Raw genomic sequence first — 25,884 nt, forward strand, 5'->3', positions numbered from 1 at the left:
AACAACAAACGGCCCGTCCGCGCTGCCATCGCTGAGACGCAACAGCAATCAGCGCGCCCTCAGCGGCGATTGAGATCGCCGAGATAGGTGTTTTCAAGGCGGGAGATTGCGTAGGCCTTGGGGTCGATGTCGACGAGGAGCACGGCTTCCTGCCCAGACCCCGCCTTGGCGAGCAACTGCCCGTCGGGTGCTGCAATGCGCGACAGCCCGGCGAAGGAGAACAGCGGGTCCGAACCACAATGGTTGATGTAGGCGACGAACACCTGGTTCTCGAAGGCGCGCGTCTGGATCATGTGCTCGGCGATGAAATCGCCGGACCAGCCCGCCGGCAGCGCCGTCGGCACCAGCACGGCCTCGGCGCCGGCGAGCGCCAGCCGCCGCACATTCTCCGGAAACTCGACGTCGTAGCAGATCAGCATGCCGCAGGTGACGCCACGATGTGTGAAGAGCCGCGTCGACGGCTCCGGCGCGCGGAAAATCGAACGCTCATAGTCGCCGTAGAGATGGGACTTGCGGTAGACGACCGGCGCGGCATCGCCATCGACATAGACGGCGCTGTTATAGACGTCGTCGCCGTCGCGCTCGGCAAAGCCGGCGATGAGCGCAATGCCCGTCTCAGCGGAAATCGCCTTGAGGCGCTGAACGATCGCGCCATCCGGCGCCTCGGCGAGCGCTGTCAACGCCTCGCCGGCGCCATAGCCGGTGACGCCGAGTTCGGGCGTCAAAAGCAGCGTCGCCCCTTGTCCTGCAGCTTCCGCCGCGGCACGGGCAATGCGGTCAAGATTGGCGGCGACGTCACCCGCCGCCGATTGCATCTGGAGGGCGGCGAGCTTCATCATTTTCCATCCGACGACATGGCGCCAAGCAGCTTCGGCAGGTCGCCGAAACGGGCAACGAGGCTGAAGATCACCGCGGCGGTCGTGACGAAGAGTACCGTCACCGACGCCATGGTCGGCGTATAGCCGTAGCGCAGCGCATTGAAGATCTTGATCGGCAGCGTTTCCACCGTGAAGCCGACCGTCATGTAGGCAACGATGTATTCGTTGAGCGACAGCACGAAGGCGAAGGCGTAGCCCGACACGATATAGGGCAGGATCAGCGGCAGCACGACGGTGCGGAAGATCGTGCGCTCATCCGCCCCCATGGTCGAGGCGGCCTCGACCAGCGAGCGGTCGATCGAGGTGAAACCGAGCGACAACGTCACCAGCGGCAGCGTCACGAAGAAGATTGCGTGGCTGACGACGGCCGTCCACGGCTGGCCGTAGAAGCCCACGGTCGCCCAGAAGGTGAGCATGCCGAGCGCGGTGATGACAGGCGGCAGCGTGAACGGCGCGACACCGAGAAGCTGGAAAATGTTCGCCCAGGGTGCAATGCGCCGCCACAGGAACCAGGAGAGCGGCAGAGCGATCGCCACCGCAAGCGCTGCCGAAAGCACCGCCAGCGTCACCGAGGCAAAGAGCGCGTTGCGCCATTCCGGATTGAGGAAGATCTCGCCATACCAGGAGAGCGAAAAGCCCTGCGGCGGGAAGGCGAGCGTCTGCTTCTGGTTGACCGAGACGCCGGCAACGACGATCAGCGGCAGCGACAGGAACAGGCCGATCAGGAAGAAGTAGGCCTTGCGGAAGATCGAGGTCATGCCGCTTCTCCCTTGCGTCCGGCAATCACGGTGAGCGCCACGAGGCCGAGCGTGACCAGCACGAGGAACACGGCCATGGCGGCGGCGAACGGCATGTTCGACTGGTAGATCGCCTGGTCGGTGATCAGCACCGACAGCGTCCAGTGCTGCGGCCGGCCGAGCAGCTGCGGCAACAGATAGGAGCCGAGCGCGAAGATGAAGACCATGATCAAGGTGGCGGTGATGGTGTTGCGCAGCGCCGGCACGACCACGGTGAAGAAGGCCTTGAGCGGTGATGCGCCGAGCGTGCGGGCGGCTTCCGTCAGCGTCGGATCGAGGCGCACGAGCGCCGGGAAAAGCACCAGCACCGTATAGGGGAAGGCCTGATAGACCATACCGGTCAAGACCGCGCCGAAGCTCGGCGTCAAGGCCTTGGCCTGCTCCATGATGCCGAGCGCAACGAGGATGTTGGTGATCCCTGCGGTGCGCGAAAACAGCGTCGACCAGGCAAAGCCGATGATGACTTCCGAGAGCGACAGGATCGACAGCAGCGCCACCAGCCACACGACCTGTACCTTCCGCGCCATGCGCGTCAGCATGTAGGTGAAGGGCAAGGCGAGCACGACGCAGCAGATCGCCACGATGACGGCGAGCATCAGCGAAAAGCCGAGCACACCGCCGAAAAAGACCGAGAGGAAGCGGGCGTAATTGTCGAAGACGAAGGCCGGCGTGTAGAAGCCGCCCTGCTGGCGCTGGAAGAAGCTGACGGCGATCATCGTGCCGAAGGGCACGACGAAGAAGATCGTCAGCATGGCCGCCGGAAAGAGGAGCGGCAGGTAGTCGCCAAGGGTTTGGGGCGGTTCGCGTCTCATTTCTTCAGCACCACGCAGACATCCGGAGTGAGCGCGATGCCGACTTCCTGGCCGACGGAAACGTCGGGCCGGGCGCGCGGCGTCGAGACGGCGACAATCTGGTGTCCCGCGATATCGACGAAGGTTTCGATCGTGCCGCCGAGATCGCGCACGAAGGTGACCTTGCCGGTGAGCGCCCCGGCGCCGGGCGCCGTCAGGTGCACGTCTTCCGGGCGAACCGACAGCGTGCCCTTGTTGGCGCCCGCAGGCAGGGCGAGGCCGGGGACGACATGACCGAGGACTTCCGCGCGGCCGGCGCTGTCGGCCTGTACCTCGAGCAGGTTGGTCTGGCCGATGAAGTCGGCGACAAAGCTGTCGGCCGGGCGGCGATAGATTTCGATCGGCGACGCAGCCTGGCGGATCTCGCCGCCGCTCATGACGACGACGGTGTCGGCCATGGTCATCGCTTCGCGCTGGTCGTGGGTAACGACGATGGTGGTGATGCCCAGCTTCTGCTGCAGCTGGCGCAGTTCTACCTGCATCGCCTCGCGCAGCTTCGCGTCGAGTGCCGAAAGCGGTTCGTCGAGCAGGAACAGTTTCGGCGAGATCGACAGGGCGCGGGCGATCGCCACGCGCTGGCGCTGGCCGCCGGACAGCTTGGCGACCGGCCGGTCGGCATAGCCCGAGAGATGGATCATCGACAGAAGCTCGTCGACGCGCTTCTTCTGGTCTTCTTTTGCCGCACCGCGGATGCGCAGGGGGTAGGCGATGTTTTCGCCGACGGTCAGGTGCGGAAACAGCGCCAGCGACTGGAACACCATGCCGAGGTTGCGCTTGTGCGTAGGAACCCGGGTGATGTCCTCGCCGTCGAGCCGGATCGCGCCGCCGGTCGGCAGATCAAGCCCGGCGATCATGCGCAGCAGCGTGGTCTTGCCGCAGCCAGATGGTCCGAGCATGCAGACGAAGGTGCCGTGCGGCACCGTCAGATCGACATTGTTGACGGCCCTGAAGGCTCCGAATTCCTTGACGACGTTTTGAAGGGCAAGTCCGGACATTGTTTCTCCGCGAGGATGGTCCCCTCCGCCTCATGGGAGGGTTTCAGGCGGGGAGCGGCTGCAAGGCCCCTCCCCGTCGTTATGCTTGTGGCTCGCCCCGGAGGCCGGGGAGCTGGCCGGATCAGCCGACGATCAGCTCGGTCCACTTCTGGTTCAGCCAATCCGACTTGGTCTGGTAGAGATCGTAGCGCGGAATGATCGGCTCGATATCCGACGAGACGGCTGCGAATTCCTTGTCGGTCAGATCCGTAACCTCGCGCTTGACGGTCGGGGACGTTCCGACCTTGCGCGACAGCGTCGCCTGGATCGAGGGTTGGCACATGTAGTCGATGAAGATATGGGCTTCCTCGGACTTCTGCGAGGCACGCGACAGTGCCCAGCAACCGGAATCCTGAATGCCGCCTTCCTTCGGGAAGGTGGAGCGGACCGGGTGACCGTCGGCAGCAGCAAGGCCGGTGACGTCGTGATAGTACTGGCCCATCGGGATTTCGCCCGACTTCAGCGACTGCTCGAACTGCGCCTCGTCGCGGTACCACAGGCGAACGTTGGGCTTCACTTCGGCAAGCTTGTCGAACGCCTTGAGAAGGCCTTCTTCGGTGTCGAGCGCATTGGTGCCGCCGAAGAACGTCTTGGCCGTCACTTCGAGCAGGAACGAGTTGGAGACGAGCGCGAGCAGGCCGAGCTTGTCGGCGTTCGCCGGATCCCAGAAGGCGGTCCAGGAGGTCGGCGCTTCCTTGTAGACGTCGGTGTTGGTCACCAGCGTGATGTACCAGGAAACCGCGCCGATGCCGGCAATGCGTCCGTCCGGATACTTGTTGACGAAGCGATCAAGCAGGTTCGAGGCATTCTTGATCTTGGCGGTATCGAGCGGCGTCCAGAGATCGGTCGACTGGCCCTTCAGCATCGCGACCTGCGACATCATCGAAACGTCGGCTGGGGCCTGGCCGGCGCGGGCGGCCTGTTCGAGCTGGACGAGCCAGGCTTCACCGGTCGGTTCCGCGATCGACTCGACGGCAATGCCGGTCGCTTTGGTGAATTCCGGGAAGATGTTCTTGTCGAACGAATCCTTGAAGTAGCCGCCATAGACGCCGACCTTCAGCGACTTGTCCTGCGCGCGCAGGATCGACGGCATCGCCAACATGGAGGCACCGGCAAGGCCGGCGCCGAGCAGCGTGCGGCGCTTGATGGAAGTGGTGATCATTCGCGTTCTCCTTTGTTTCGGCGGTGATCCGCCTTGTTCCCTGTTCTGTTTGATTTCTTGCACATTTTCAGTCTCAGTGCGCGGCTGTTTTGCGCTCCAGCATGCGCGAATATTGTGTCAGCGGATAACACAGCACGAAGAAGATCACCGCGACCAGCCCATAGACCGTGAAAGGTTCGAAGGTTGCATTATTGATCGCATTCGCGGTTCTGAGAAGCTCTTCGAAGCCGATGATCGAGGTCAGCGCCGTGCTCTTGATGAGCTGCACGAGGAAGCCGACGGCGGCCGGCCGGGTGATGGCGAAGGCCTGCGGCAGGATGACGAGCCGCAGTTCCTGCAACCGGTGCAGCCCGAGGCTCGCGCCGGCATCCCACTGCCCGCGCGGCAGTGCCTCGACCCCGCCACGCCAGATCTCGGCGAGATAGGCACTGGCATAGAAGGTCAATCCGAGGGCTGCCGCCGTCCACGGCTCGATGCGGAAACCGAGCATCGGCAGGCCGAAGAACATCAGGAACAGCTGCATCAGGAGCGGTGTTCCCTGGAAGAGCGCGATGTAGCCGGAGCCGAAGCGCCGCGCCCAACGGCGCTCGGAAATGCGCGCTGCAAGGACGGCAAGCCCCACTGCTGCGCCGCCGGCAAAAGCGACGATCGACAGCAGGATCGTCCACCGCGTAGCGAAGATCAGGTTGCGCAGGATGTCCCAGAAGGTGAACTCGATCATGACACGCCCGCTCCAAGCACGCGGCGCCCGCCGGCGACGAACAGCCGCCGAAGCGCCATCGACAGGCCGAGATAGATCAGCGTGACGACGAAATAGGTCTCGAATGAGCGGAAAGTGCGCGCCTGCAGCAGGTCCGCCTCATGCGCCAACTCCCGCACCGCGATCTGCGAGACGACCGCCGATTCCAGCATCATGATGATCACCTGGCTGGTGAGCGCCGGGAAAATCACCTTCAGCGCCTGCGGCAGGATGATCTTGACGAAGACCTGGCGGGGCTTAAGCCCGAGCGCAAACGCCGCCTCGCTCTGCCCCTTCGGCACAGCATCGAGACCCGCACCGACGATCTCGGTCGTATAGGCCGCCATATTCAGCGTCATGGCGACGATTGCCGCGACGATCGGGTCGAGCCGGATGCCGAGGCTCGGCAGGCCGAAATAGATGAAGAACAGCTGCACCAGGAACGGCGTGTTCCTGACGACTTCGACATAGACGGCCACCGCCTTGCGCAAGACGCCATAGCGGCTGCGGCGGGCGGCGGCGAAGAGAATGCTGATCAGGATGCCGAGCACCGTGGTGCAGGCGATCAGGAACACGGTCATGGCCGCGCCATGGGCGATTGCGCCCGCGGCGTCCTTGAGCCAACCGAAGCTGAGGCCGTAGCCCATCGTCGCAACCTTTCCTCAAGCGGGCCGCGAGGGGATTGCCCCCCGCGGCCACCGAGCTTGTTAGTCCTTGAGGTTGTCGGGGTTGAGCGGCGTCTTCAGCCAGGCCTCCGAGCTCGCGTTCAACTTGCCGTCCGAGAGCATTTTGGCAACGGAGTCGTTGACCGCCTTCTTCAGGCCTTCCTCGCTCTTGTTGAGACCGATATGCGACGGCGAGGTCAGAAGCTGGAACTTCTGCTCCGGTTTCAACGCTTCCTGGCGGGCCAGCACCTGGGCGCCGACGTCGTTGCCGACGACCATCAGTTGCGTCTGGCCGGAGATGAAGGCCTGGATCACAGCATTGTAGTTGTCGAAGCGCTGGATGTCGGCATTGGCCGGGGCCGCCTCGGTAAGCGAGGTGTCTTCCAGCGTGCCGCGATTGACGGCGATGGTCTTCTCGGCAAGGTCTTCCTTGCCGGCAACCTTCAGTTCCGCCGGGCCGATGACGGCGATGTAGTAAGGCGCGTAAGCCGCGGCAAAATCGATCACCTCGGCGCGCTCCTTGGAGAAGCCGACGCTCATCAGGATGTCGACGCGCTTGTCGTTGAGATAAGGAATGCGGTTCTGCCCTGTGACGCTGACGAGGTTGAGCTTGACGCCGAGATCATCGGCGATCTGCTGCGCGACGTCGACGTCATAGCCCTTGATGCTCATGTCGGCGCTGGCCGAGGAGAACGGCGGGAAGTCGGAGAAGATGCCGACATTGATCTGGCCGGCGGACTTGATATCGGCAAGCGCGTCGGCCTTGGCGATGCCGGCGGCGGCCCCGAGCATCAGGGCGGCGGCGAAGGCTGTCTTCAGTTTTGCATGGATCGTCATGGTAATTCCCCTACCCGGAAGCTTTGTGATTGTGCAGTCTGGTGGTCGGCCGCCGTTTCCGGTCCGGCAGCCGACGAACCCTTAGTCAGGCCTCAGGCGGACTTGCCCGTGATCGCCGGGCTGAAGACCATGAGGCTCAGGATTTCGAAGAGCACCTGCGCGCCCGCATGGGCCGTGTTGGTGGTCGAGTCATATTGCGGCGCCACTTCGACGACGTCGCCGCCGACGAGGTTGATGCCCTTGAGGCCACGGATCAATTCCAGCACTTCGCGGGTCGTCAGACCGCCGACTTCCGGCGTGCCGGTACCCGGCGCGAAGGATGGATCGAGGCTGTCGATGTCGAAGGACAGATAGGTCGGGCCGTCGCCGACGATCTTCTTCGCTTTCTCGATGATCGCGGGAATGCCGAGACCGGTCACTTCCTCCGCATGGATGACGGTCATGCCGGACTCGTAGGAGAACTCCCAGAGATATTCGGCCGAACCGCGGATGCCGATCTGCACGACGCGGGTCGGGTCGAGCACGCCGTCGAGCACCGCGTTGCGGAACGGACCGCCATGGTGGAACTTGGTGAGGTCGTAGGCGCCGCCGGTGTCGCAATGCGCGTCGATGTGGATCATACCGACCGGGCGCTTTTTGCCGACCGCTTTCAGGATCGGGTGGGTGATCGAGTGGTCGCCGCCGACCGACAGCGGCAGCACGCCGGCATCGACGATCTGGTTGATGCGCTTCTCGATGTCCTCATGGCTGAGTTCCAGCCGGTAGCGGCTCTGGAACGGCACGTCGCCGATATCCGCGACGCGGAGTTCTTGAACCGGCGTGCAGCCGAGCACGTGGTTATAAGGGCCGATACGCTCGATCGAGCGCAGCGCCCGCGGTCCAAAGCGCGAGCCCGGACGGTTGGTGACGCCAAGATCCATGGGAATGCCGACGATCGCCACCTGCAGATTGCCGAAATCCGGGTTCTCCGCGTCAACAGGCATGTGCGGCGCCGTCAGGAAAGTCGGGATGCCGGAATAGGGCGCGAGACGTGTGCCGCTCTTGTTGAAGATCTTGTCGGCGACCTTGCGGAAGGTCGGGTCGAACAGCTCGCCGCCATGGCTTTCGCCATACTTTGCCTTCAGTTCGGCAAGCTTGTTGTCGTTCCAGGCCATCGATTCAATCCTCCGTCTTCCATAGCCTGAGGCATGCGCGCGAAGGCGCCACAGATATCTGTCTGCGGAAGGGGCCGGCTCGTCCGGCGCGTTCATGTTCCCCAGGCGTTTTCGCCTTTGTTGATGAATATTAGGCGGCAATTCCCCTAGAAAATCAATTGACATTGTTATAGCGTTTCGTGTGAGAAAAATTCACATCACAGCAACCGCCGGAACGCCCCGATTTGTCCAGCCGCCTGCCTCCCCTCAACCCCTTGCGCGCCTTCGAAGCGACAGCGCGGCGGGGCTCCGTTTCGGCCGCGGCGCGTGAACTCAACGTCACCCACGGTGCGATCAGCCATCAGATCCGCGCGCTCGAACTTTCGGTCAAGGCGGCGCTGTTCGAGCGCGGCGGCAAGCGGCTGAAGCTGACGCCGCAGGGGGCATTGCTGCTGCCGGCCGTCACCCACGCCTTTGCCGAAATCGCCGCGGCGACCGCAGCGATGACGCGGCCGACGACGAGCGGCGAACTGCGCATCACCTGCGTCCCGGCGCTGCTTTCCTTCTGGCTGATCCCGCGGCTGCATCTTTTCACCGAGCAGTATCCGGACGTGCGTCTGACGCTGATCGCCTCTAACGACGAGGCGTATCTCCACTCGCCCGACGTCGACGTCTGCCTGATCTATGGCGACGGCAACTGGTCCGGCGCCTGGGCCAAGCTCTGGAGCCGTCTCGAACTTTTCCCTGTCGTCAGCCCGACCCTGCTCAACATGCGGCCACTGCGCTCGGTTCGCGACCTGCGCGACCACGTCATGCTGCATGGCGACGATGGCCGCGAATGGAACACCTGGCTTGCGGCGGCGGATGCCAGCGACCTGCAGCGCGGCCAGCAGCATTTCATGAGTGACGCACGGCTTTCGACCGAGGCGGCCCTGCACAACCAGGGCGTCGCGCTCGGCGATACGATTACCGCCGGCAGCCTGATCGCGCGCGGCGAACTGATCGCCCCTTTCGACCTGACGGTGCCCGCCAACGACGCCTTCTTCGTCGCCTGCCGCAACGAGGTGCTGGCGGCACCGATCGTGCGCATCTTCATCGACTGGATGTTCGAAACACTCGAAAGCGACCCGATGCCGGAACTGCAGACATCGGCGCGCACGATTATTCGCAGCCGCACCTCGAAATCCGAGCCGACAGATCGTAAATCGGAGAAGAACGGTTTTCAGCCGGTTTCGGCGCCGAGCCGTGCTCGCCGCACCGATCGTCCGCAGAAACGCAAAGCCAAGGCCTAACCCACAGGAACACCCATCATGCCGCATTTCAACCCGCTCGTCGAAAAGCTCTCGCCGCCGCCCGTGCCCTCGGTGCTGGCCTGGGCGAAATCCTACGACGGCTCCCGTGGCCCGCTGATCGACCTGTCGCAGGCAGTGCCCGGCTATCCCGCCCATCCGGACATGCTGGCCTGGCTCGGTGAGGCTGCAGCCTCAACCGCTTACACCGGCTACGGCGCGATCGAGGGCGAAGCGGAGCTGCGTGAGGCCTATGCGGCGCATGTCGCCGGCCTCTATGGTGCCGCGGTCACCGCGGACAACATCCACATCACCTCGGGCTGCAACCAGGCCTTCATCTGCACGGCAATGGCCATTGCCGGCGCGGGCGATACGATCCTGATGACCAACCCCTATTACTTCAACCAGGAAACGACGCTGTCGATGCTCGGCATCAATGTCGAGCTCGTACCTTGCGATGCCGGCGCCGGCTTCCTGCCGGAGGTCGATGCAATTGCCGCGGCACTTCACCCCGGCATCCGGGCGCTCGCGCTGGTCTCGCCCAACAATCCGACCGGCGCCGTCTACCCGCCGGAGCTGCTCGCCCGTATCTACGAGGCCTGCCGTGCCAAGGGCGTCTGGCTGATCCTCGACGAAACCTATCGCGACTTCCTGCCCGATGCCTCCGCAGCGCCCCATGGCCTGCTGGCCACCGAAGGCTGGCAGGATAGCTTCATCGGCCTCTACAGCTTTTCCAAGTCTTTCTGCATCCCGGGCCATCGCCTGGGCGCGATCACCGCCGGCCCTGCCGTCATCGAGCAGGTGACGAAGATCATGGACAACCTGCAGATCTGCGCGCCGCGCTCAGCCCAGGCCGCGGTCGCGAAGGCAATTCCGGCTCTTGCCGACTGGCGTCAGACGAACCGCGCCGAAATCGCGGCACGAGCCGATGCGCTGCGCGACGTCATGAGCCGCCTGCCGAAGTGGAAGCTGCAGGCGGTCGGCGCCTATTTCGCCTATGTCCGCCACCCCTACCCGGATATCGATTCGCAGTTCATCGCCGAGAAGCTGGCCAAGCTCGCCGGCGTCGTCTGCCTGCCCGGCGACTATTTCGGCGAAGGCCAGGAGAACTACCTGCGCTTTGCCTTCGCCAATGCCGACGCCGAAACGATCCGCAAGCTTGAAGAGCGGCTGGCGAACTTCACGCCACCCGGTCTCTGATCGCAACGTAATCGCGCGGCGTTATCCGCGCCGCGCGATCAAAATGCCGACAAGCACGATCGCCCCGCCGATCGCCTGCATCAGCCCGACCGGCTCGGCAAGCAGGAGCCAGGCGAGGATCGCCGCCACGACCGGCTGCAACAGCAGGGTCAGCGACGAAAATGCGGGCGGCAGATAGGCGAGTGCGTAGGTGATCGCCACCTGCCCGCCGGCATGGCTGACGAAGGCGAGCCCGAAAAGCATCGCCCAGCCGAAGGCGGTCGGCGGCAACAGCGACGGCTCGAACAGGACGGCCATCGGCAGCATGCAGATCGCAGCCGAAGCCGTGCTCCAGATCATGATGCGCACGGTGCTGAACAGGCTGCGCAGCTGCCCGATCGCCAGAATATAGCCGGCGTAGAACATCGCCGCGACGACGGCCACGCCATCGCCGAGCAGATTGCCGTCACCCAGCGCCATCGGGCCGCCCTTGAGGATCACCACGCCCGCGACTGCCGTTGCGAGGCCGAGGGCGAAGACGGCGCTGACGCGCGAGCGAAACAAAAGCCAGCTCGTGAGCGTCACGAAGACGGGCGCGAGATTGGCAAGCAGCGTGGCGTTGGCGACCGATGTCTTGGTCAACGCATAGTGCCAGGCACCGAGATCGATCGCGAGAAACACGCCCGGCAGGACCAGAAGCGCATATTCCGAGAGCTTTTCCGGTCGCCGCCCCCCGGCGCCCTCGGGACGAAACCAGGTCCAGGCGAGAAGCGGGATCAAGGCCAGCGCCACGCGCCAGAAGGCGGTCGCCATCGGCCCGACTTCCGATAGCCGCACGAAGATCGGCGAGCCGCCGATCGCAGCGCCGCCAATGAGAAGGGCAGCCATGGCAACGCGATTATGGGAATGGGAAGCTTGGGTCACGGGAGGCATCCGGAAGGGCGCGGTCGTCTGGGGCGGTAAGCCGACGAGCTACCAGATGCGGACGACCGGTGACAGCCCTGCAAGCGCCGAAGCCTGAAAGAAAAAACGGCCGCCGCAGATTGCGACGGCCGTCGTTCAAGGACGTAGCGCTGTATTCAGGCAGCGTCGGGAACGTGAACGGTCTTCACTTCGAGGAAGTCCTCAAGGCCGAACATGCCGCCTTCGCGACCGTTGCCGGACTGCTTGTAGCCGCCGAACGGGCTGCCGTAGCGGTGCGGCCCGCCATTGATGTGCACCATGCCGGCGCGCAGGCGTCCGGCGACGCGCTCGGCCCGCTCCGGGTTGCCCGTCTGCACATAGGCGGCAAGGCCGTAGTTGGTGTCGTTGGCAATCGCGATCGCCTCCTCCTCGGTGTCGAAGGGAATGATCGCCAGCACCGGACCGAAGACTTCCTCGCGGGCGATGCGCATCTCGTTGTTGACGTCGGCAAAGATCGTCGGCTTGACGAAGTAGCCGGTCTCGAAGCCCTCCGGCTTGCCGGCACCGCCGACGAGCAGCCGCGCGCCGTCGGCAATGCCTGCTTCGATCAGCGCCTGCACCCGGCCGAACTGGATGTGGCTGACGAGCGGTCCGATATGGCCGCCCTCTTGCGTCGGGTCTCCGACTTTCGCCTCGCGGCCGACGCGCTTGGCGATCTCAACCACCTGATCATAGACGCTACGCTCCACCAGCATGCGGGTCGGCGCGTCGCAGGACTGGCCGGAATTGTTGAAGCATTCGAGCACGCTGCCGGTGACGCGGTCTTCGAGATCGGCGTCGGCAAAGACGATGTTCGGCGACTTGCCACCGAGCTCCAGCGTCACGCGCTTGACCGTTTCGGCGGCATCCTTGCTGACGGCGATGCCGGCGCGGGTCGAGCCGGTGAACGACATCATGTCAATGTCGGGATGCTTCGACAGCGCGGCACCGGCGTTGATGCCGTCGCCGTTGACGAGGTTGAAGACGCCGGCCGGGAAGCCCGCCTCATGCACCATTTCAGCGTAAAGCATGGCATTGAGCGGCGTGAACTCGCTCGGCTTCAATACGCAGGTCGAGCCGGTCGCGAGCGCCGGCACCACCTTCAGCGCGATCTGGTTGATCGGCCAGTTCCAGGGCGTGATCAGGCCGCAGACGCCGATCGGCTCGCGCAGGATCACGTCGCCGTTCGGCAGCCGGTCGCGGGTCTTCAGGCGCTTCAGCGCATCGATGAAGCCCTGCAGGTGGCCGACGCCGACATCGGCCTGCTGCTCACGGGTCATAGTCTTCGGCGCGCCGAGTTCCATGGTGATGGTGTCGACCATCTCGTCATAGCGGCGCTTGTAGACGGCAAGCAGCTTTTCAAGCAGCACCAGGCGCTCCTCGACGCTCGTCCGGCTATAGGTCGCAAAGGCCTTCTTGGCCGCAGCAACGGCCCGGTCGATGTCCGCGGCCGTACCCATGGAGATCACCGCAACCGGCTTTTCCGTTGCCGGGTTCAGGACCTCGAGGTCGTTGGCGACGATGGGATCCACCCAGCTGCCGTTGATGTAGAACTTGCGTTTGTCGAGCATTCGCTCCTCCTTCCCGTCAGTTTGTCTTTTGTTTTTCAGCAAGCCATTCAAGGATTAGCGCTCGGTAACGCTCACCCGAAAAGCTCGGAAAATGTCCGCCGTGAACGATACGCGCGGGTATCTTCAGCAGCCGTTCCATCGACGCCAGATAGTCGTCGGCGTTGGAATGATAAGTGTCCTCGATCAGCGGGCCATCGTAGAGGATGTCGCCGGAGAACAGGATCCCGGTCTTCGCCTCGAAGAGCGCAATCCCGCCGGGCGAATGGCCGGGCGTGTGGATCACCTCGAAGACGCGGTCGCCGAGATCGATATGGTCGCCGTCTTCGAGCAGCCGCGTCGCCGGCGCCGCCTTCACCGCATAGGTGGTGGAGGCGTAGGGCTCGGGCGGCAGCGCGTCGAAGATCTCGTCGGCGACGTAGGGGTCGGCGAGCGTGTTCTTGCGCGTCGGATGCGCCAGAAGTTCCGCCTCGGCCGAATGCACGCAGCGGCACTCGAACTCGTGATGGCAGCCGATATGGTCGAAGTGGGTGTGGCTGGCGACGGCGTCCAAGGCGCGTTCGGTGACGACGGGCACCCATTGCCGGAGCGACACGACACCCATGCCGCTATCGACGAGCATATCGCGGTCGCGGCCGCGCACATGCCAGATGTTGCAGCGGTAGAATTCCTGGATATAGGGCTCATCGATAGCGGTGACGCCGTCGTCGAGCCGCCTCGCCCGGTACCAGTCCTGAGGTGCAATTCTCTGCATCATGCTACGCATGTCCACCCGTGGCGGGCAAGGCTACGACGTCGGCGGTGCGCACGGCAAGCGGCACAATCTCGCCCTCGCGCACGCTTGCCGATTGCGGCAGGTGCGCGACCAGCGCCCTCGTATCCGCCGCACAGGGCTGCAGGTGGCAGCGGTAATGCGTGCCGAAGAAAGCGCTGCCGGCAACCCGCGCCTCACCAAGCGCCACTGTCGGACCCTCTGCCTTGTCGTCAGCGCGGAAGTGTTCCGGCCGGATGGTGAGCGTAATCCGGTCGCCGGCCTTCGGCGACGATGCGGTAAAGTTGCCGGTCGGCAGCGCCAGGCTGCCGAGCGGGGTTTCGACACGGGCGGAGCTGGCGTCCGCCGCCGCCACACGGCCGGAAACGAAATTGACCTCGCCCATGAAGCCCGCCGAAAACAGCGAGCGCGGGCGCATATAGATCTCCGATGGCGGGCCAAAATCCTCGATACGGCCCTGGTTCATCACCACGATCCGGTCGGCGATCGCCATCGCCTCTTCCTGGTCGTGGGTGACGTGCACGAAGGTCGTGCCGACGCGCTTTTGGATCGCCTTCAGCTCGTCCTGCATCTGGCGGCGCAGTTTCAGGTCGAGCGCGCCGAGCGGTTCGTCGAGAAGCAGCACATCCGGGTCGACGGCAAGCGCGCGGGCGAGCGCCACGCGCTGGCGCTGGCCGCCCGAGAGCTCGTGCGGCCGCTTGCCGGCGGAAGCCTTCAGACCGACGAGATCGAGGAAACCGAGCGCCTTTTCGTCCCGCTCGGCCTTGGCAAGGCCGCGCATCCTGAGGCCAAAACCGACATTGTCGACAAGGCGCATGTGTGGAAACAGCGCATAGTCCTGGAACATCGTCGTCGTCGGACGCTTGGCCGGCGCCACATAGGTCATGTCCTGCCCGGCGATCGTCACGCGCCCCGCGCTTGGCGACTGAAAGCCACCAAGGAGCGACAGAAGCGTGGTCTTGCCGCAGCCGGACGGCCCGAGCAGCACGATGAACTCGCCAGCCCGGATATCGAGGGAAACGTTATCCAGGGCCGTGAAGGCACCGAAGATCTTGCTGACGTTTTCGATCGAGACAGGAGCGGTCATTGTTTTTTCGTCCTTCCGAACAGGGAAAGCTCAAGGATGAGGAGCACGGCGACAGAGGCTAAGAACACCAGCGAGCCGATGGCATTGGTCTTGGGGTTGAGGCCGGAGCGCAGCATGCTCCAGATCTCGACGGGCAGCGTCACGTCGAAGCGCGACAGCAGGAAGGCGATGATGAACTCGTCCCAGCTGAAGGTGACGGAAAGGAAGAAGGCAGCAAGGATCGACGGCATCAGCATCGGCGCCGTCACCAGCGCCATCACTTTGAAATCGTTGGCGCCGAGATCGCGCGCAGCCCGCTCGATGTTGATGTGATGATCCCCCATCGAGGCATAGATGATGGCAAAGCAGAGCGGCAGGTTGATCACCACATGGCCGATGCCGACCGTCATCAGCGACAGCGGGATATGCAGCGCGTTCATGAGCGACAAAAGGCCAAGCGCGATGATCAGGTAGCTGACCGTCATCGGCGCGATCAGCAGTCCCCTTTGCAGCGCCGAGCCGGGCAGCTTGTAGCGCGCGAGCGCATAGGCTGCGAGAAAGCCGAGCAGCACGGAGATGACCGAGGAGACGAGCGCCACGACCATCGAGTTACCAAGCGCTGCCATCAGCTTGCGGTCGGCGAAAACCGCCTCGTACCATTGCAGCGAAAAGCCGTTGAACGGCGGCACCGGCAGGCGACCATCCTGGAACGAGAACAGCACCAATACGGCAACCGGCAGGAAGATGAAGGCATAGACGAGGACGAGATAGGTCCAGGAGAGCACGCTTGCGGAGATCTGGCGCAGCATCGTCAGGCCCTCTCGATCTTCAGCCAGCGAGCGCAGGCGAGATAGGCGACGGTGACGGCGAGCATCAGCACGATCGACAGCGCCGCTGCCATCGGGAAATCCGCCCGGCGCCCGAGCTGCAGCATGATGATCTGCGGCAGCACCAGCTCGTTGTTGCCGCCGAGGATCTGCGGCGTGACATAGTCGCCGATGCAAAGCACGAAGGTAAGGAAGGCGCCGGTCATGATACCGGGCAGCGTCAAGGGCAGCACCACATGCCAGAAGGTCTGGAAGGCATTGGCGCCGAGGTCTGCGGCCGCGCGGCGGTAGTTTGGCGAAAGCTGGATCAGGTTGGAATAGATCGTCAGCGTCAAAAGCATGACGAAGAAGTGCACGAAACCGATGACCGTGGCCGTGCGCGTGCTCGCCAGCTCCAGCGGCTCGGAGATAAGGCCGATGCTCATGAAGACCTGATTGATTACACCGTTCTTCGATAACACCAGCAGCCAGGAATAGGAGCGCACCACATAGGAGGTCCAGAACGGCAGGATCGCCAGGATCAGCGCCATGCGCTGCAGCCGCTTCGGCACGCGCTCGGCGATGATCCAGGCGAGCGGATAGGCGAGCAGCACCGAGATCACCGTGACGATAACGGTGATCTCGAGCGAGTTGACGAGCCCCCGGAACAGCGCGTTTTCGGAGAAGAAGCGGACGTAGTTGTCGAAGTTCCAGGCATGGACGATGTCCCGCCCTTCCCGCTTCCAGAGGCTCATCGCCGCCATGAAGGCGAAGGGCACGACGAAGAAGGCGACGGTCCACAGAAGCGCTGGAGCAACGAAGCCCCAGGCCTTGCGCCGGTCGGCGTCTTCAAGCGCTGTCGCTGATGTCAAAGCGGTGTCTGCCATTACCGTCCCAGATCAAAGGATTTCGGCGAGCGAAGAAGAAGGGCGAGCGCGACACATCGCGCCCGCTGCTTTCATTACTGCTGCAGCATTTCCGTCCAGGCGTCCTGGAACTGCTGGTCGAGCTCGGCCGACGGGATCGGATAGAGCTGCGTCTTCTTCAGATATTCGGCCTGCTCATTGAAGCGCAGTGCCGCCTTCTGCTGGTCGGTCAGGTGTTCACCCGCCTTGGCATTGGCCGGCATCGCCCAATAGCAGGATGAGGTCGCAAGCCGCGCCTGGCCCTCGGGGCTCACGATGTACTGTACGAACTTCAGCGCCAGATCCTGCTTGGTCGAATCCTTCATCACGCCGATCGACTGCGCCCAGCGCACAGCGCCCTGCTCGGGGATGGTCCAGTCGAGGCTGGGCTTGTCGGCCGAGAGAACAGCGGTGATCCATTCGCCGCCGCCGACGAGAATGTCGACTTCGCCGGTCGCAAGCGCGGTCTGCGAGGAGACGACGTCGCTCACCTGCTTGGAAACGGCCCGCATTGCCGCGAGCTTTTCCTTGATCGCCGGCATGTCCGCGTCACTCAGATCGGCGGTCTTCTTGCCGAGGCCAAGCCCGACGAGACCGATCATCGGCAGATAGTAGTCGTAGAGCGCTATGCGGCCCTTGTATTTATCCGACCAGATAACCGAAAGGTCCTGCATGTCCTTCGGGTCGACCTTGGTCTTGTCGTAGGAAATCGTGTTGTAGCCGAACTTCTCGGTGACGGCGTAGGTCTTGCCGTCCTTGGTGTTGTTGGCCTCCATGCGCACTTCCGGGAAGATGTCGGCGGTCGGCAACGCATCGGCCGGCATTTCGGCAAGCAGATCGAGGTCGATGGCCCGGTGCACGTCGACGCCGTCGATCACGAGCACGTCCCAGTCGCCCGGTTGCGACTGGTCGAGGATCGAGAGCCCTGCCCCGGTACCCTCATAAACCTTGACGTTGACCTTCACGTCATTGGCCTTCTCGAACGGCTCAAGAAGCGCCGGATCGGTGTGGTCGCACCAGACGAGCGCATTGAGCTCTTCCTGGGCAAAGACCGGCGCGGGGGCCGCGACCGTCGACAGAGCGGCGATCGCGATTGCGGCCGTGGAGGAGAAAAAACGGCGCAGGCGCGCACCGTCACGAACTGACTGCATCATGCTGTTGCCCTCTTGTTTTGACGCTCGTTTCGGCGTCTTCAAAAAAAGATTGAATGAATTCATTTTTTAAGTCAATCTCAATTTTGAACCAATTCATAATTCGGGGAAACACTGGAATGACAGGGCTGCGCGCACGGCAAAAGGCGGATCGCAACAGGCGAATTCTCGACGCCGCCGCCGCGCTTTTTCGCGAAGTCGGCTACGACAGCGCACGCATCGAGGACATTGCCGAGCGCGCTGAAATTTCGGTCGGAACCTTCTACAACTACTATGAAAACAAGGGCGACATCCTGCTCGCCACCGTATCGATGGAAGTCGAGGAGGTGCTCGCCGGCGGCGGATCGATCGTCGACAACCCGCCCGCCTCCGTCATGGGCGCACTCGATGCGCTGATCGGCGAATACTACGATCACTCGCTCCACTATCTCAGCAAGGAGATGTGGCGCACCGCCATGGCGATCGCCATCCAGCAGCCGGAGAGCCCGTTCAGCAAGCGCTACACCGAACTCGATCGTCGGCTATGCGAGCAGGTTTCGACGCTGATCCGCAAACTTCAGGCCAAGGGCGTCGTCGCACTTGATGTCGATGCCGAGGCGGTCGGCGAGATGTTCTTCAACAATCTCAACATGATGTTCACCGAGTTCGCGAAGCGCGAAACCATGTCGCTCGACGATCTCAAAGCGCGCGTCTCACGGCAGAACCGCCCGCTGGCGACGCTCATTGCAGTGCGCTGACCATCACGAAGACCACCGGAGCAGTCTGCTTCCGGATAAAGAGGGAACCCCATGAAAAATCTCGAACAGTCGGTGCTTCAGGCCGCCGACCGGCTGGTTGCCGCTTTCGCCAGGCATGACCGGACAGCCTATTTCTCCGCGTTCGCGCCGGATGCGACCTTCATCTTCCACACGCTCGACCGACCGCTGAAAAGCAGGGCGGAGTACGAGGCCGAGTGGTCGCTTTGGGAGGAACGGGACGGTTTTCGCGTGCGCGCCTGCCGGTCGAGCGAGCGAAATGTGCAGACGGTGGGCAATGTCGCGGTCTTCACCCACCGGGTCGAGACCGAACTGGAATTCAATGGAGAGCCCGCAACCGCGGACGAACGGGAAACGATCGTGTTCGAGCGGAAATCGTCAGGAGAGTGGCTTGCCGTGCACGAGCATCTGTCACGGCAAAGCTGAGGCTGCCGTCAGAAGGCGCCGACCACGACGGCGCTGACGAAAGAGAAGGCGGCAACGATGGCAATTGCGTGCGGAACGAGATGAACATGTGAGCGGCGTTGCGGTGTGGTCCCGTAGAGTGCGTAGCGGGACTGGATCATCGGTTTCGCTGCGTTCATCGCGTCTCTCCGTTCCTGCGAGGGCCACGGCCCATCGACTGTCTTGTTCTCCTATATTTTCCATTGAGTTTGTAGATATTAAATTCCGCAAATCGCATAAATCGTAAAAAATCGGTTCGCCGCCATCGCGCTCATCAATGGCGGTTGCGGTCGCGGTCCTGAAGATGCTTCGCCCAGGTTTCGCTGAACCATGGGGTGAGCAGCGAAACGTCGGAGGCGCGATGCGAGCCTTTGAGCGCGCTATCCGTTTCGACGCAGGTCCAGACGGTGAAAGCGGTGAGCTCATGTTTGCCGAAGGTCTGGATCAGCGGAATGTCGGCGGCATCACGGCCGCGGGCAACCGCGATGCGCCCCGCCCGCCGCTGGTTGTTCTTGGCGTCGAACGTATGCCAGCGATCGCCGAGATAGACCTCGAACCAGGCATTGAAATCCATCGGCGCAGGATGTTCGCTCGCGGGGATATCGGCCATATAGCCGTTCACGTAGCGCGCCGGCATGTTCATGCAGCGACAGAGGGTGATCGCCAGATGGGCGTAGTCGCGGCTGACACCGACGCGATCCTCATGCGCCTCGAGTGCCGTGCGCATCGCCTGCGCATAGCCGTAGCTGAAAACGAGGCGTTCATGGACATAATCGCAAATCGCCTGGACGCGCTCCCAGCCGGCTGGCACATCGCCGAACAGACGCCAGGCAAGCGCGCCAAGCCGGTCCGTTTCGCAGTAGCGGCTGGCTGCAAGATAAGGCAGCCACTCGGCGGGCAGGTTCTCGACCGGCACCGCATCCGCCAATGGGTCCGTGGCGTCGAGCCTGCCGTCATCCTCTATCACCGCATCATAGCAGAGCTTGAAATCGCCCTCGGGCACAGTCATCCGGAAGCAGGTGTTGCCATGCGGATCAGTGATCTGCTCCATCTTCACGATCGGCGAAGAGACTGGACCATGCTCGCGCCGCAGGCATGAGCGCCGTTCCGGCACGACGGAAAGATAGGTCATCATCGGGGTCGGCTGCGGGCAACGAATGCCGATTTCATAGCCAAAGCGCACGAACATCGCGAGGTCTCCCAGGAAATCAATCGGGAGCGATAGGCTCCCCGTTTGCTTGCCCGCAGCGACAGGCGGGCGATCCTTGGTGACCGATTCAGCAAGCGCCAGATGCGGGCGGTCACAGGGCAGAGACGCAAAGGCCCACTTTGAGATGGCGGACCCCTGCCGCAGAAGGTCGATACTATCGCATCGCTAATCAGGACGGAAACACATTCGACGCGAGATCGACCGCTGACCGCCGCCGAGACGGCGGTCCGCCCGGCCAAAACGCCGCTGCGCGCGGATTGTTCCTAGAGCCCGGCCGCGTCCTTGAACTGGTACCACCAGGAACCGATGGTGGAATACTGCGCCCGGAACATGCGCCCGCCCGGGAACGGATACCAGGGCAGCTTCTCGAAGACGTCATAACGCGTGGTGTCGCCGTCGATCGCCTCGGCGAGCGTGCGGCCGAAGAGGTGCGAACCGGTAACGCCGTGGCCGCTATAGCCATGGGCGAAATAGGTGTTGCTGCCGATCCGGCCCATCTGCGGCACGCGGGTGAAGGAGAGCGCGAAATTGCCGCTCCAGGCATAGTCGATCTTCACGCCCTTGAGCGCGGGGAACACCTTTTCGAGATTGGGCTTCAGCTTGGCGACGACATCGGCCGGATCGGTTCCGCCATAGACGGTACCGCCACCGAAGATCATGCGCTTGTCGGCCGAGAGCCTGAAGTAGTCGAGGATGTAGCGCACGTCCTCGACGCACATGTCGCTCGGGATCAGCGAATGGGCAAGCTCTTCGCCGAGCGGTGCCGTGGTGATCATCTGCGTCGAAACCGGCATGACGCGCGAGACGAGCTTCGGCACGGCGTCGCCGAGATAGGCATTGCCGCAGAGAACGACGATGCGCGCCGAAACCTCGCCGCCTTCAGTATAGACGGTCGGCCGCGCCGCCTCGTGGTCGACACGTGTCACCGGCGACTGTTCGTAGATCGTGCCGCCAATGCTTTCGAAGGCACGGGCCTCGCCGAGTACCAAATTGAGCGGATGCATGTGGCCGCCGGTCGTGTCCAGCATGCCGCCGCAATAGGCATCCGACTTGACGAGCTTGGCGAGCGCGTCACGGTCGAGCAACTGGTGATCGTCCATGCCATATTTGCGCCAGAGCGCCTGCTTGGCTTCGAGCTCCTTCATATGCGCCGGCGTATAGGCGGCGTAGATATTGCCCGGCTTCAGGTCGCATTCGATCTGGTACTGGCTGACGAGGCGGCGGATGATCTTGCCGCCCTCCTGCACCAGCCCGCCGATGAAGCGCGCCGCATCCTCGCCGTAGCGGCGCTGGATGGTCGCGAGACTGGCATTGAGGCCGTTGACCACCTGACCGCCGTTGCGGCCCGAAGCGCCCCAGCCGACCTGCGCGCCCTCGATGACGACGACCTTGTAGCCTTTTTCGGCAAGGTGGATCGCCGTCGACATACCGGAATAGCCGGCGCCGACGACGCAGACATCGGCCTCGACCCGGCCCTGCAGCCGGACCGGCGTGCGGATGATGTTGCGGGAGGCGGCGTAGTAGCTGGTCGGGTAGCTGCCGTCACCGGCATAGGATTTCTGTTTGGTAAGCATCAGACGATTTCCAGATAGGCGCTGAATTCGTAGTCCGTGACCTGCTCGGCAAAGCCCGCGATTTCCTGGCGTTTGCAGGCGATCAGCATCGAGCGCAGCACGGGATCGAAGATTTCGGCGGCAATCGGTCCTGCCTCGAAGCTGTCGACCGCTTGCCCCCATTCCGAGGGAATTTTGGGCAATTTCTCCGCTGCATAGGCCCGACCCGAAACCGGCGCCGGCGGCTTCCATTTGTTGCGGATGCCGACCAGGGCAGCACCGAGGATCGCGGCGATGACGAGATAAGGATTGGAGTCGGCACCGGCGACGCGGTGCTCGATACGCCGCGCGGCAGGATTGCCGCCGGGAATACGGATGGCCGAGGTGCGGTTCTCGTAACCCCAGCAGACGGCGGTTGGCGCGTGCGTATCCGGCCGCAGTCGCCGGTAGGAATTGAAATGCGGCGCAAACAGCAGCGTCGTCTCGGCCATGCCGCGCAGTAGACCGGCGACGGCGTTCTTCAGCATCGGCGAGCCCTCGTCGCTGCCGTCGTTGAAGACGTTGTTGCCCTCCTCGTCGAGCAGGCTGAAATGGATATGCATGCCATTGCCGGAACGGGTGCCATAGGGCTTGGCCATGAAGGTCGCGGCGAGCCCATGCTTGCGCGCCACGCCCTTGACAATGCGCTTGAAGAAGATCGCGTCGTCGGCCGCCTTCAGCGGGTCGTCGGTGTGGAGCAGGTTGATTTCGAACTGGCCGATGCCGTTCTCGGCGATCGCCGCATCCGCCGGCACGTTCTGCCGGGCGCATTCCTTGTAGACGTCGGAAAAGAACTCGCCGAAATCGTCGAGTTCGTCGATTGAGAGGATCGCATCGGAATCGAGACGCTTGCCGGTATAGGGCGAGATCGGCGGCACTGCGCTGTCCGGCTCCGGGTCGATCAGGTAAAACTCCAACTCGGTCGCGACGACGGGGCGAAGGCCGAGCTCCTTGTACTCCCGCACGACCGCCGCAAGGGCCTGGCGCGGATCGGCGAGAAACGGCTTGCCGTCCTCAAGCTGCAGCCAGAGCGGCACCAGCGCGCTCGGCCGCGAGGTCCAGTTCACCGGCAGCGCGCCGCGGCCGGTGACACCGCAGATGCCGTCGCGGTCGCCGCTCGCAAACACCTGCTCGCTGTTGATGATGTCCTCGCCCCATACGTCGACACCGACAATCGAGAGCGGCATGCGGATGCCGCCGCCGAGCACCTTGCCCGCCTGCTCCACCGGCACGCGTTTGCCTCGCATGATGCCGTTGAGGTCGCAGACGACGGCCTGGATGCTTTCGATCGGCCCGTTCTGCTCGAGCCATGCCTTGAATGCGCTGGGATCTTCCGCGTCGAGCGACATATCGCAAATCTCTTTTTGTGATCACATTTTCAGAAAGTTGACATAATTCGGGAATTGGAGTCAAGCAGCGGCAGTGCTATCAGGCGTTTGACGTAGAGCGGGACGCGGAAAAGTGTATGCAGGCGTTTGCCAAACACCGCTCTCGCTGATGAGAAAGCCATCGCAATTCGGGCAAAAGGACATGCGCACTTGAAACCCCTTGTCTTACCGCCACTTGCGCGCCCCGACGGCATGACCACGCATGACTATGCCTTTCACCGGCTGCGCCAGGCGATCATGGTCGGCGCGTTCCGACCCGGCACCTCCGTCACCATCCGCGGCCTGGCCGAGGCGCTTGAAAGCAGCCCGACCCCGGTGCGCGAGGCGCTTAGACAGCTGACCTCGATCGGCGCGCTGCAGTTCCTCGAAAACCGCCGCATCGTGGTTCCGCACATCACGCCCGCCCGCTTCGAAGAACTGATCTCGTTGCGCATTGCGCTCGAAAGCCATGCGGCTCGCCGGGCCGTCGCTCATCTTTCCGAACGTCAGATCGAGAAGATCACGGCGATCGACGACAGCATCGAGACGGAGATCCGTCGGGGTGACAAGGTGGCGGCGCTGATCGCCAACCAGGCGTTTCACCGGATGATCTACACGGCCAATCCCGATGCGGTCGCCGTGCCGCTGATCGAGAGCGTCTGGCTACAGCTCGGCCCGATCCTCGGCATCGCCATGGAACACGTGACCGAACTTTACGTGGTCGACCGCCACCGCGAGGCAATCGAGGCGCTGAGGCGCCGCGATGAGAACGCTGCTGCCGACGCGGTCGCTGCCGACATCCGTGAGGGTATCGGCGGCTTCGACCAGCAGGCGGTTGCACGGTTGCTGCGATTGGCTGCCTGAGGCGATGCCGTCATAAATTTTAGTGTGACTAAAATTCCATATTGACAACGCTCAGCCACAGCACCAAAGTCGTGCAAATACAGACGCATAGCGACGGGAAGCGACCAGCCTCCCGGCCTCATGTTCGTGCATTCGAGGGGGGAGGTGTCCGCTTGAAGAGCCAAAGATCCAAGTCCCGCCGCAAGACAGGCGCGGGCCTCAAGCATTCCCCGTAGCCGACGACGCGCCGATCTCCGGTGCTCCTTTCCCCCTCACCTTCGGCCACGGCCGCATGACCGGCTGTGGCATCTGATTTCTCAAGCCAGAATTGGAAACACCATGAAGGAACTCACCAAGAGCCGTTTTGCAGCACTCCGCCGCACGATGGCCGAAAGCAATGTCGGCCTCGTCGCGTTGGCGCCGGGATCGCATATGGATTGGCTGATCGGCTACCATCCGCATCCCGACGAACGCCCGTGCCTCCTGCTCATCGGCCCGGAGAAGGAAGCGTTCCTGATGCCGGCGCTCAACGCCGAAGGCACGCGCGAGCACACCGACATCGCCTTCCACAACTGGGCCGATGACGTTGGCCCGAGCGACGCCCTGACCGCAGCGCTTGCCGATGTCGGCGCCGCAAAGCCCGGTCGCGTCGTGCTCGACGAAACCATGCGCGCCGATTTTGCGCTGCTGCTGATCGATGCGCTGCCCGCCGATACCGCGCGCGAATTCACCCCGGCGACGCTCGGCGCACTCCGCATGCGCAAGGACAAGAGCGAGTACGCGCTTCTGAAGATGAATGCCGGCATCGCCGATCGCGCCATGCAGGCGGCATTCTCCAAGATCCGCCCGGGCATGACCGAGAAGGAACTGGCCGCCGAGATCCGCGGGCACTTCGCCTCGGAAGGTGCCGCACCGGCCTTCTGGATCGTCGGCGCCGGCGGCAACGGCGCCTTCCCGCATCACTCCGCCAGCGAGCGGGTGATCGAGGAAGGCGATGCCGTCGTTATCGACATCGGCGGCCGCAAGCAGGGCTTCCCGAGCGACATTACGCGCATGGCGATCGTCGGCCGCGCGCCCGAAGGCTACGGGCAGATCCACACGATCGTCGAAAGGGCCGTCCAGGCGGCACTGAAGGCGGCTCGCCCGGGCGTGCTCGCCAAGGAGGTTGATGCTGCTGCCCGCAAGGTGATTTCGGACGCCGGTTATGGCGAGTACTTCGTCCACCGCACCGGCCACGGCATGGGCATCGACGGCCACGAGCCGCCCTATATCACCGCGACCTCGGAAACCGTGCTCGAAGAAGGCATGGTCTTCTCGATCGAGCCTGGCATCTATCTCCCCGGCCGCTTCGGCATCCGGCTCGAGGATATCGTTATCCTCCGGGAGGATGGGCCGGAGGTTCTCTCCTCACTCCCCCGCGACGTTCACGTCGCGAAGGCCTGATCAAAGTTGCGGCGCTCCAGGGCGCCGCTTCTCTTTGCGCTCTTCGTCGGGCCCTGCGGCTATAGAACCGGCCGCTTGCGCGGCTTCGCGAGCTCGCTCCCCTTCTTGCCGGGTTGCTTCTTGTAGACGGGCTGCTGCTGCTCGACTGGTGGCCAGATCCAGTAATAGCCATAGGGCCTGCGCTGGATCCCCTCGTAATACTCGCCCTTCCGCGTCCGCATCTGAGCCTCGGCATCCCCCGCAGCCGCCACCATGACGAAGAACGCGCCGAGCACGGCTGCGACCACGAACTGATATTCCGATTTCATCATCACCAGAGCTCCTTGCCTCCCTTGTCTACGCCTGAGGCGGGCGGGGTCAACAGTTGTGCGTCTATCAGTTCTTGCTTGACGACCCCAACTGGCTTGATCATATTGGTGAGATGTCAGACCAATTTGGCCTCTGGGGAGGGAGCCG

General features: G+C 63.4%; 28 protein-coding genes. 7 read left to right on the plus strand and 21 right to left on the minus strand.

The window, feature by feature from the left end; all coding sequences use genetic code 11:
• Positions 1-59: 59 nt before the first annotated feature.
• From FA04_RS13290 to speB, 9 genes are all read right to left on the minus strand, one after another.
• Positions 60-839, minus strand: coding sequence for a carbon-nitrogen hydrolase family protein (locus FA04_RS13290; RefSeq protein ID WP_034798855.1), 780 nt, complete (start codon positions 837-839; stop codon positions 60-62).
• Positions 836-1,636, minus strand: coding sequence for an ABC transporter permease (locus FA04_RS13295; protein ID WP_034798857.1), 801 nt, complete (start codon positions 1,634-1,636; stop codon positions 836-838). The genes FA04_RS13290 and FA04_RS13295 overlap by 4 nt, the downstream gene beginning before the upstream one ends.
• Positions 1,633-2,487 carry an ABC transporter permease gene (locus FA04_RS13300; RefSeq protein WP_034798859.1) on the minus strand — a complete coding sequence of 285 codons (855 nt, stop codon included), beginning with the start codon at positions 2,485-2,487 and terminating at the stop codon, positions 1,633-1,635. Before FA04_RS13300 ends, FA04_RS13295 begins: the two co-directional genes overlap by 4 nt.
• Positions 2,484-3,521, minus strand: a complete 1,038-nt coding sequence (locus FA04_RS13305) for an ABC transporter ATP-binding protein (RefSeq protein WP_034798860.1) — start codon at positions 3,519-3,521, stop codon at positions 2,484-2,486. Before FA04_RS13305 ends, FA04_RS13300 begins: the two co-directional genes overlap by 4 nt.
• A 121-nt stretch (positions 3,522-3,642) precedes the next feature.
• A complete protein-coding gene (locus FA04_RS13310; RefSeq protein ID WP_034798862.1) occupies positions 3,643-4,722 on the minus strand; it encodes an ABC transporter substrate-binding protein in 1,080 nt (359 codons plus the stop codon).
• Between the two features lie 73 nt (positions 4,723-4,795).
• Positions 4,796-5,443 carry an amino acid ABC transporter permease gene (locus FA04_RS13315; RefSeq protein WP_034798864.1) on the minus strand — a complete coding sequence of 216 codons (648 nt, stop codon included), beginning with the start codon at positions 5,441-5,443 and terminating at the stop codon, positions 4,796-4,798.
• On the minus strand, positions 5,440-6,108 hold the full coding sequence (locus FA04_RS13320) for an amino acid ABC transporter permease (protein WP_034798866.1): 669 nt from the start codon (positions 6,106-6,108) through the stop codon (positions 5,440-5,442). The genes FA04_RS13315 and FA04_RS13320 overlap by 4 nt, the downstream gene beginning before the upstream one ends.
• Before the next feature lie 60 nt (positions 6,109-6,168).
• A complete protein-coding gene (locus FA04_RS13325) occupies positions 6,169-6,963 on the minus strand; it encodes a transporter substrate-binding domain-containing protein (RefSeq protein WP_034798868.1) in 795 nt (264 codons plus the stop codon).
• A gap of 92 nt (positions 6,964-7,055) precedes the next feature.
• On the minus strand, positions 7,056-8,117 hold the full coding sequence (speB, locus tag FA04_RS13330; protein ID WP_034798870.1) for an agmatinase: 1,062 nt from the start codon (positions 8,115-8,117) through the stop codon (positions 7,056-7,058).
• Positions 8,118-8,341: 224 nt separating this feature from the next.
• On the opposite strand from speB, the gene FA04_RS13335 reads away from it, so the two are divergent.
• Together FA04_RS13335 and FA04_RS13340 are read left to right on the plus strand one after the other, a co-directional pair.
• Entirely contained in the window at positions 8,342-9,388 is a 1,047-nt protein-coding gene (locus FA04_RS13335) for a LysR substrate-binding domain-containing protein (protein WP_034798872.1), read from the plus strand.
• A gap of 18 nt (positions 9,389-9,406) precedes the next feature.
• Positions 9,407-10,585 carry an aminotransferase gene (locus FA04_RS13340; protein ID WP_034798874.1) on the plus strand — a complete coding sequence of 393 codons (1,179 nt, stop codon included), beginning with the start codon at positions 9,407-9,409 and terminating at the stop codon, positions 10,583-10,585.
• 21 nt (positions 10,586-10,606) lie between these two features.
• On the opposite strand, the gene FA04_RS13345 is transcribed toward FA04_RS13340, so the two are convergent.
• Positions 10,607-11,497: a DMT family transporter gene (locus tag FA04_RS13345; RefSeq protein ID WP_371273173.1), complete on the minus strand. Its 891-nt coding sequence runs from the start codon at positions 11,495-11,497 to the stop codon at positions 10,607-10,609.
• Between FA04_RS13345 and FA04_RS36390 the strand changes: the two genes are divergently transcribed.
• Positions 11,451-11,585 carry a hypothetical protein gene (locus FA04_RS36390; protein ID WP_256385289.1) on the plus strand — a complete coding sequence of 45 codons (135 nt, stop codon included), beginning with the start codon at positions 11,451-11,453 and terminating at the stop codon, positions 11,583-11,585. The two genes, FA04_RS13345 and FA04_RS36390, sit on opposite strands and share 47 nt — an antisense overlap.
• 58 nt (positions 11,586-11,643) lie before the next feature.
• Here the strand turns inward: FA04_RS36390 and FA04_RS13350 are convergent, their stop codons facing one another.
• From FA04_RS13350 to FA04_RS13375, 6 genes are all read right to left on the minus strand, one after another.
• Positions 11,644-13,077 (minus strand): aldehyde dehydrogenase family protein, encoded by a 1,434-nt coding sequence (locus tag FA04_RS13350; protein WP_034798879.1) that lies wholly within the window; start codon positions 13,075-13,077, stop codon positions 11,644-11,646.
• Between the two features lie 16 nt (positions 13,078-13,093).
• Positions 13,094-13,828 (minus strand): MBL fold metallo-hydrolase, encoded by a 735-nt coding sequence (locus tag FA04_RS13355; protein WP_034798954.1) that lies wholly within the window; start codon positions 13,826-13,828, stop codon positions 13,094-13,096.
• A gap of 4 nt (positions 13,829-13,832) precedes the next feature.
• The gene (locus tag FA04_RS13360) at positions 13,833-14,933 is read right to left on the minus strand and encodes an ABC transporter ATP-binding protein (protein ID WP_034798880.1); all 1,101 of its coding nucleotides are present in this window, start codon (positions 14,931-14,933) and stop codon (positions 13,833-13,835) included.
• Positions 14,930-15,721 carry an ABC transporter permease gene (locus FA04_RS13365; protein ID WP_034798882.1) on the minus strand — a complete coding sequence of 264 codons (792 nt, stop codon included), beginning with the start codon at positions 15,719-15,721 and terminating at the stop codon, positions 14,930-14,932. The genes FA04_RS13360 and FA04_RS13365 overlap by 4 nt, the downstream gene beginning before the upstream one ends.
• A 2-nt stretch (positions 15,722-15,723) precedes the next feature.
• Positions 15,724-16,605, minus strand: a complete 882-nt coding sequence (locus tag FA04_RS13370; protein ID WP_034798883.1) for an ABC transporter permease — start codon at positions 16,603-16,605, stop codon at positions 15,724-15,726.
• Between the two features lie 74 nt (positions 16,606-16,679).
• A complete protein-coding gene (locus FA04_RS13375; RefSeq protein ID WP_034798957.1) occupies positions 16,680-17,774 on the minus strand; it encodes an ABC transporter substrate-binding protein in 1,095 nt (364 codons plus the stop codon).
• Positions 17,775-17,893: 119 nt separating this feature from the next.
• Between FA04_RS13375 and FA04_RS13380 the strand changes: the two genes are divergently transcribed.
• Positions 17,894-18,511 carry a TetR/AcrR family transcriptional regulator gene (locus FA04_RS13380; RefSeq protein ID WP_034798885.1) on the plus strand — a complete coding sequence of 206 codons (618 nt, stop codon included), beginning with the start codon at positions 17,894-17,896 and terminating at the stop codon, positions 18,509-18,511.
• A gap of 51 nt (positions 18,512-18,562) precedes the next feature.
• Positions 18,563-18,955 (plus strand): YybH family protein, encoded by a 393-nt coding sequence (locus FA04_RS13385; RefSeq protein WP_034798887.1) that lies wholly within the window; start codon positions 18,563-18,565, stop codon positions 18,953-18,955.
• A gap of 8 nt (positions 18,956-18,963) precedes the next feature.
• Here FA04_RS13385 and FA04_RS35625 read toward each other — a convergent pair whose 3' ends face one another.
• From FA04_RS35625 to FA04_RS13400, 4 genes are all read right to left on the minus strand, one after another.
• Positions 18,964-19,113 carry a hypothetical protein gene (locus FA04_RS35625; RefSeq protein WP_034798890.1) on the minus strand — a complete coding sequence of 50 codons (150 nt, stop codon included), beginning with the start codon at positions 19,111-19,113 and terminating at the stop codon, positions 18,964-18,966.
• A 134-nt stretch (positions 19,114-19,247) separates the two neighbouring features.
• Complete coding sequence (locus FA04_RS13390; RefSeq protein WP_034798891.1) at positions 19,248-20,162, minus strand: transglutaminase-like domain-containing protein; 915 nt, start codon at positions 20,160-20,162, stop codon at positions 19,248-19,250.
• Positions 20,163-20,446: 284 nt separating this feature from the next.
• Complete coding sequence (locus tag FA04_RS13395; protein ID WP_034798961.1) at positions 20,447-21,760, minus strand: NAD(P)/FAD-dependent oxidoreductase; 1,314 nt, start codon at positions 21,758-21,760, stop codon at positions 20,447-20,449.
• Complete coding sequence (locus FA04_RS13400) at positions 21,757-23,124, minus strand: glutamine synthetase family protein (RefSeq protein WP_034798892.1); 1,368 nt, start codon at positions 23,122-23,124, stop codon at positions 21,757-21,759. Before FA04_RS13400 ends, FA04_RS13395 begins: the two co-directional genes overlap by 4 nt.
• Positions 23,125-23,313: 189 nt before the next feature.
• Here FA04_RS13400 and FA04_RS13405 point away from each other — a divergent pair, with 189 nt between their 5' ends.
• Positions 23,314-24,006, plus strand: coding sequence for a GntR family transcriptional regulator (locus FA04_RS13405; protein ID WP_034798895.1), 693 nt, complete (start codon positions 23,314-23,316; stop codon positions 24,004-24,006).
• Between the two features lie 318 nt (positions 24,007-24,324).
• A complete protein-coding gene (locus FA04_RS13410) occupies positions 24,325-25,428 on the plus strand; it encodes a M24 family metallopeptidase (protein ID WP_034798896.1) in 1,104 nt (367 codons plus the stop codon).
• A 59-nt stretch (positions 25,429-25,487) separates the two neighbouring features.
• Here FA04_RS13410 and FA04_RS13415 read toward each other — a convergent pair whose 3' ends face one another.
• The gene (locus FA04_RS13415; protein ID WP_034798899.1) at positions 25,488-25,739 is read right to left on the minus strand and encodes a hypothetical protein; all 252 of its coding nucleotides are present in this window, start codon (positions 25,737-25,739) and stop codon (positions 25,488-25,490) included.
• Between the last annotated feature and the right edge of the window lie 145 nt (positions 25,740-25,884).

The organism is Ensifer adhaerens (genome assembly GCF_000697965.2).
Taxonomy (GTDB): Bacteria; Pseudomonadota; Alphaproteobacteria; order Rhizobiales; family Rhizobiaceae; genus Ensifer; species Ensifer adhaerens.

What these genes read in the sequence shown, in the direction of transcription:
- FA04_RS13400 (WP_034798892.1), bottom strand. Translation starts at nt 23,124, where the DNA reads ATGTCGCTCGACGCGGAAGATCCCAGCGCATTCAAGGCATGGCTCGAG.
- FA04_RS13375 (WP_034798957.1), bottom strand. Translation starts at nt 17,774, where the DNA reads ATGCAGTCAGTTCGTGACGGTGCGCGCCTGCGCCGTTTTTTCTCCTCC.
- speB (WP_034798870.1), bottom strand. Translation starts at nt 8,117, where the DNA reads ATGGCCTGGAACGACAACAAGCTTGCCGAACTGAAGGCAAAGTATGGC.
- FA04_RS13360 (WP_034798880.1), bottom strand. Translation starts at nt 14,933, where the DNA reads ATGACCGCTCCTGTCTCGATCGAAAACGTCAGCAAGATCTTCGGTGCC.
- FA04_RS13300 (WP_034798859.1), bottom strand. Translation starts at nt 2,487, where the DNA reads ATGAGACGCGAACCGCCCCAAACCCTTGGCGACTACCTGCCGCTCCTC.
- FA04_RS13325 (WP_034798868.1), bottom strand. Translation starts at nt 6,963, where the DNA reads ATGACGATCCATGCAAAACTGAAGACAGCCTTCGCCGCCGCCCTGATG.
- FA04_RS13355 (WP_034798954.1), bottom strand. Translation starts at nt 13,828, where the DNA reads ATGCAGAGAATTGCACCTCAGGACTGGTACCGGGCGAGGCGGCTCGAC.
- FA04_RS13295 (WP_034798857.1), bottom strand. Translation starts at nt 1,636, where the DNA reads ATGACCTCGATCTTCCGCAAGGCCTACTTCTTCCTGATCGGCCTGTTC.
- FA04_RS13390 (WP_034798891.1), bottom strand. Translation starts at nt 20,162, where the DNA reads ATGTTCGTGCGCTTTGGCTATGAAATCGGCATTCGTTGCCCGCAGCCG.
- FA04_RS13310 (WP_034798862.1), bottom strand. Translation starts at nt 4,722, where the DNA reads ATGATCACCACTTCCATCAAGCGCCGCACGCTGCTCGGCGCCGGCCTT.
- FA04_RS13340 (WP_034798874.1), top strand. Translation starts at nt 9,407, where the DNA reads ATGCCGCATTTCAACCCGCTCGTCGAAAAGCTCTCGCCGCCGCCCGTG.
- FA04_RS13365 (WP_034798882.1), bottom strand. Translation starts at nt 15,721, where the DNA reads ATGCTGCGCCAGATCTCCGCAAGCGTGCTCTCCTGGACCTATCTCGTC.
- FA04_RS13415 (WP_034798899.1), bottom strand. Translation starts at nt 25,739, where the DNA reads ATGATGAAATCGGAATATCAGTTCGTGGTCGCAGCCGTGCTCGGCGCG.
- FA04_RS13370 (WP_034798883.1), bottom strand. Translation starts at nt 16,605, where the DNA reads ATGGCAGACACCGCTTTGACATCAGCGACAGCGCTTGAAGACGCCGAC.
- FA04_RS13305 (WP_034798860.1), bottom strand. Translation starts at nt 3,521, where the DNA reads ATGTCCGGACTTGCCCTTCAAAACGTCGTCAAGGAATTCGGAGCCTTC.
- FA04_RS13380 (WP_034798885.1), top strand. Translation starts at nt 17,894, where the DNA reads ATGACAGGGCTGCGCGCACGGCAAAAGGCGGATCGCAACAGGCGAATT.
- FA04_RS13345 (WP_371273173.1), bottom strand. Translation starts at nt 11,497, where the DNA reads ATGCCTCCCGTGACCCAAGCTTCCCATTCCCATAATCGCGTTGCCATG.
- FA04_RS13290 (WP_034798855.1), bottom strand. Translation starts at nt 839, where the DNA reads ATGATGAAGCTCGCCGCCCTCCAGATGCAATCGGCGGCGGGTGACGTC.
- FA04_RS13385 (WP_034798887.1), top strand. Translation starts at nt 18,563, where the DNA reads ATGAAAAATCTCGAACAGTCGGTGCTTCAGGCCGCCGACCGGCTGGTT.
- FA04_RS13350 (WP_034798879.1), bottom strand. Translation starts at nt 13,077, where the DNA reads ATGCTCGACAAACGCAAGTTCTACATCAACGGCAGCTGGGTGGATCCC.
- FA04_RS35625 (WP_034798890.1), bottom strand. Translation starts at nt 19,113, where the DNA reads ATGAACGCAGCGAAACCGATGATCCAGTCCCGCTACGCACTCTACGGG.
- FA04_RS36390 (WP_256385289.1), top strand. Translation starts at nt 11,451, where the DNA reads ATGGCAACGCGATTATGGGAATGGGAAGCTTGGGTCACGGGAGGCATC.
- FA04_RS13410 (WP_034798896.1), top strand. Translation starts at nt 24,325, where the DNA reads ATGAAGGAACTCACCAAGAGCCGTTTTGCAGCACTCCGCCGCACGATG.
- FA04_RS13320 (WP_034798866.1), bottom strand. Translation starts at nt 6,108, where the DNA reads ATGGGCTACGGCCTCAGCTTCGGTTGGCTCAAGGACGCCGCGGGCGCA.
- FA04_RS13315 (WP_034798864.1), bottom strand. Translation starts at nt 5,443, where the DNA reads ATGATCGAGTTCACCTTCTGGGACATCCTGCGCAACCTGATCTTCGCT.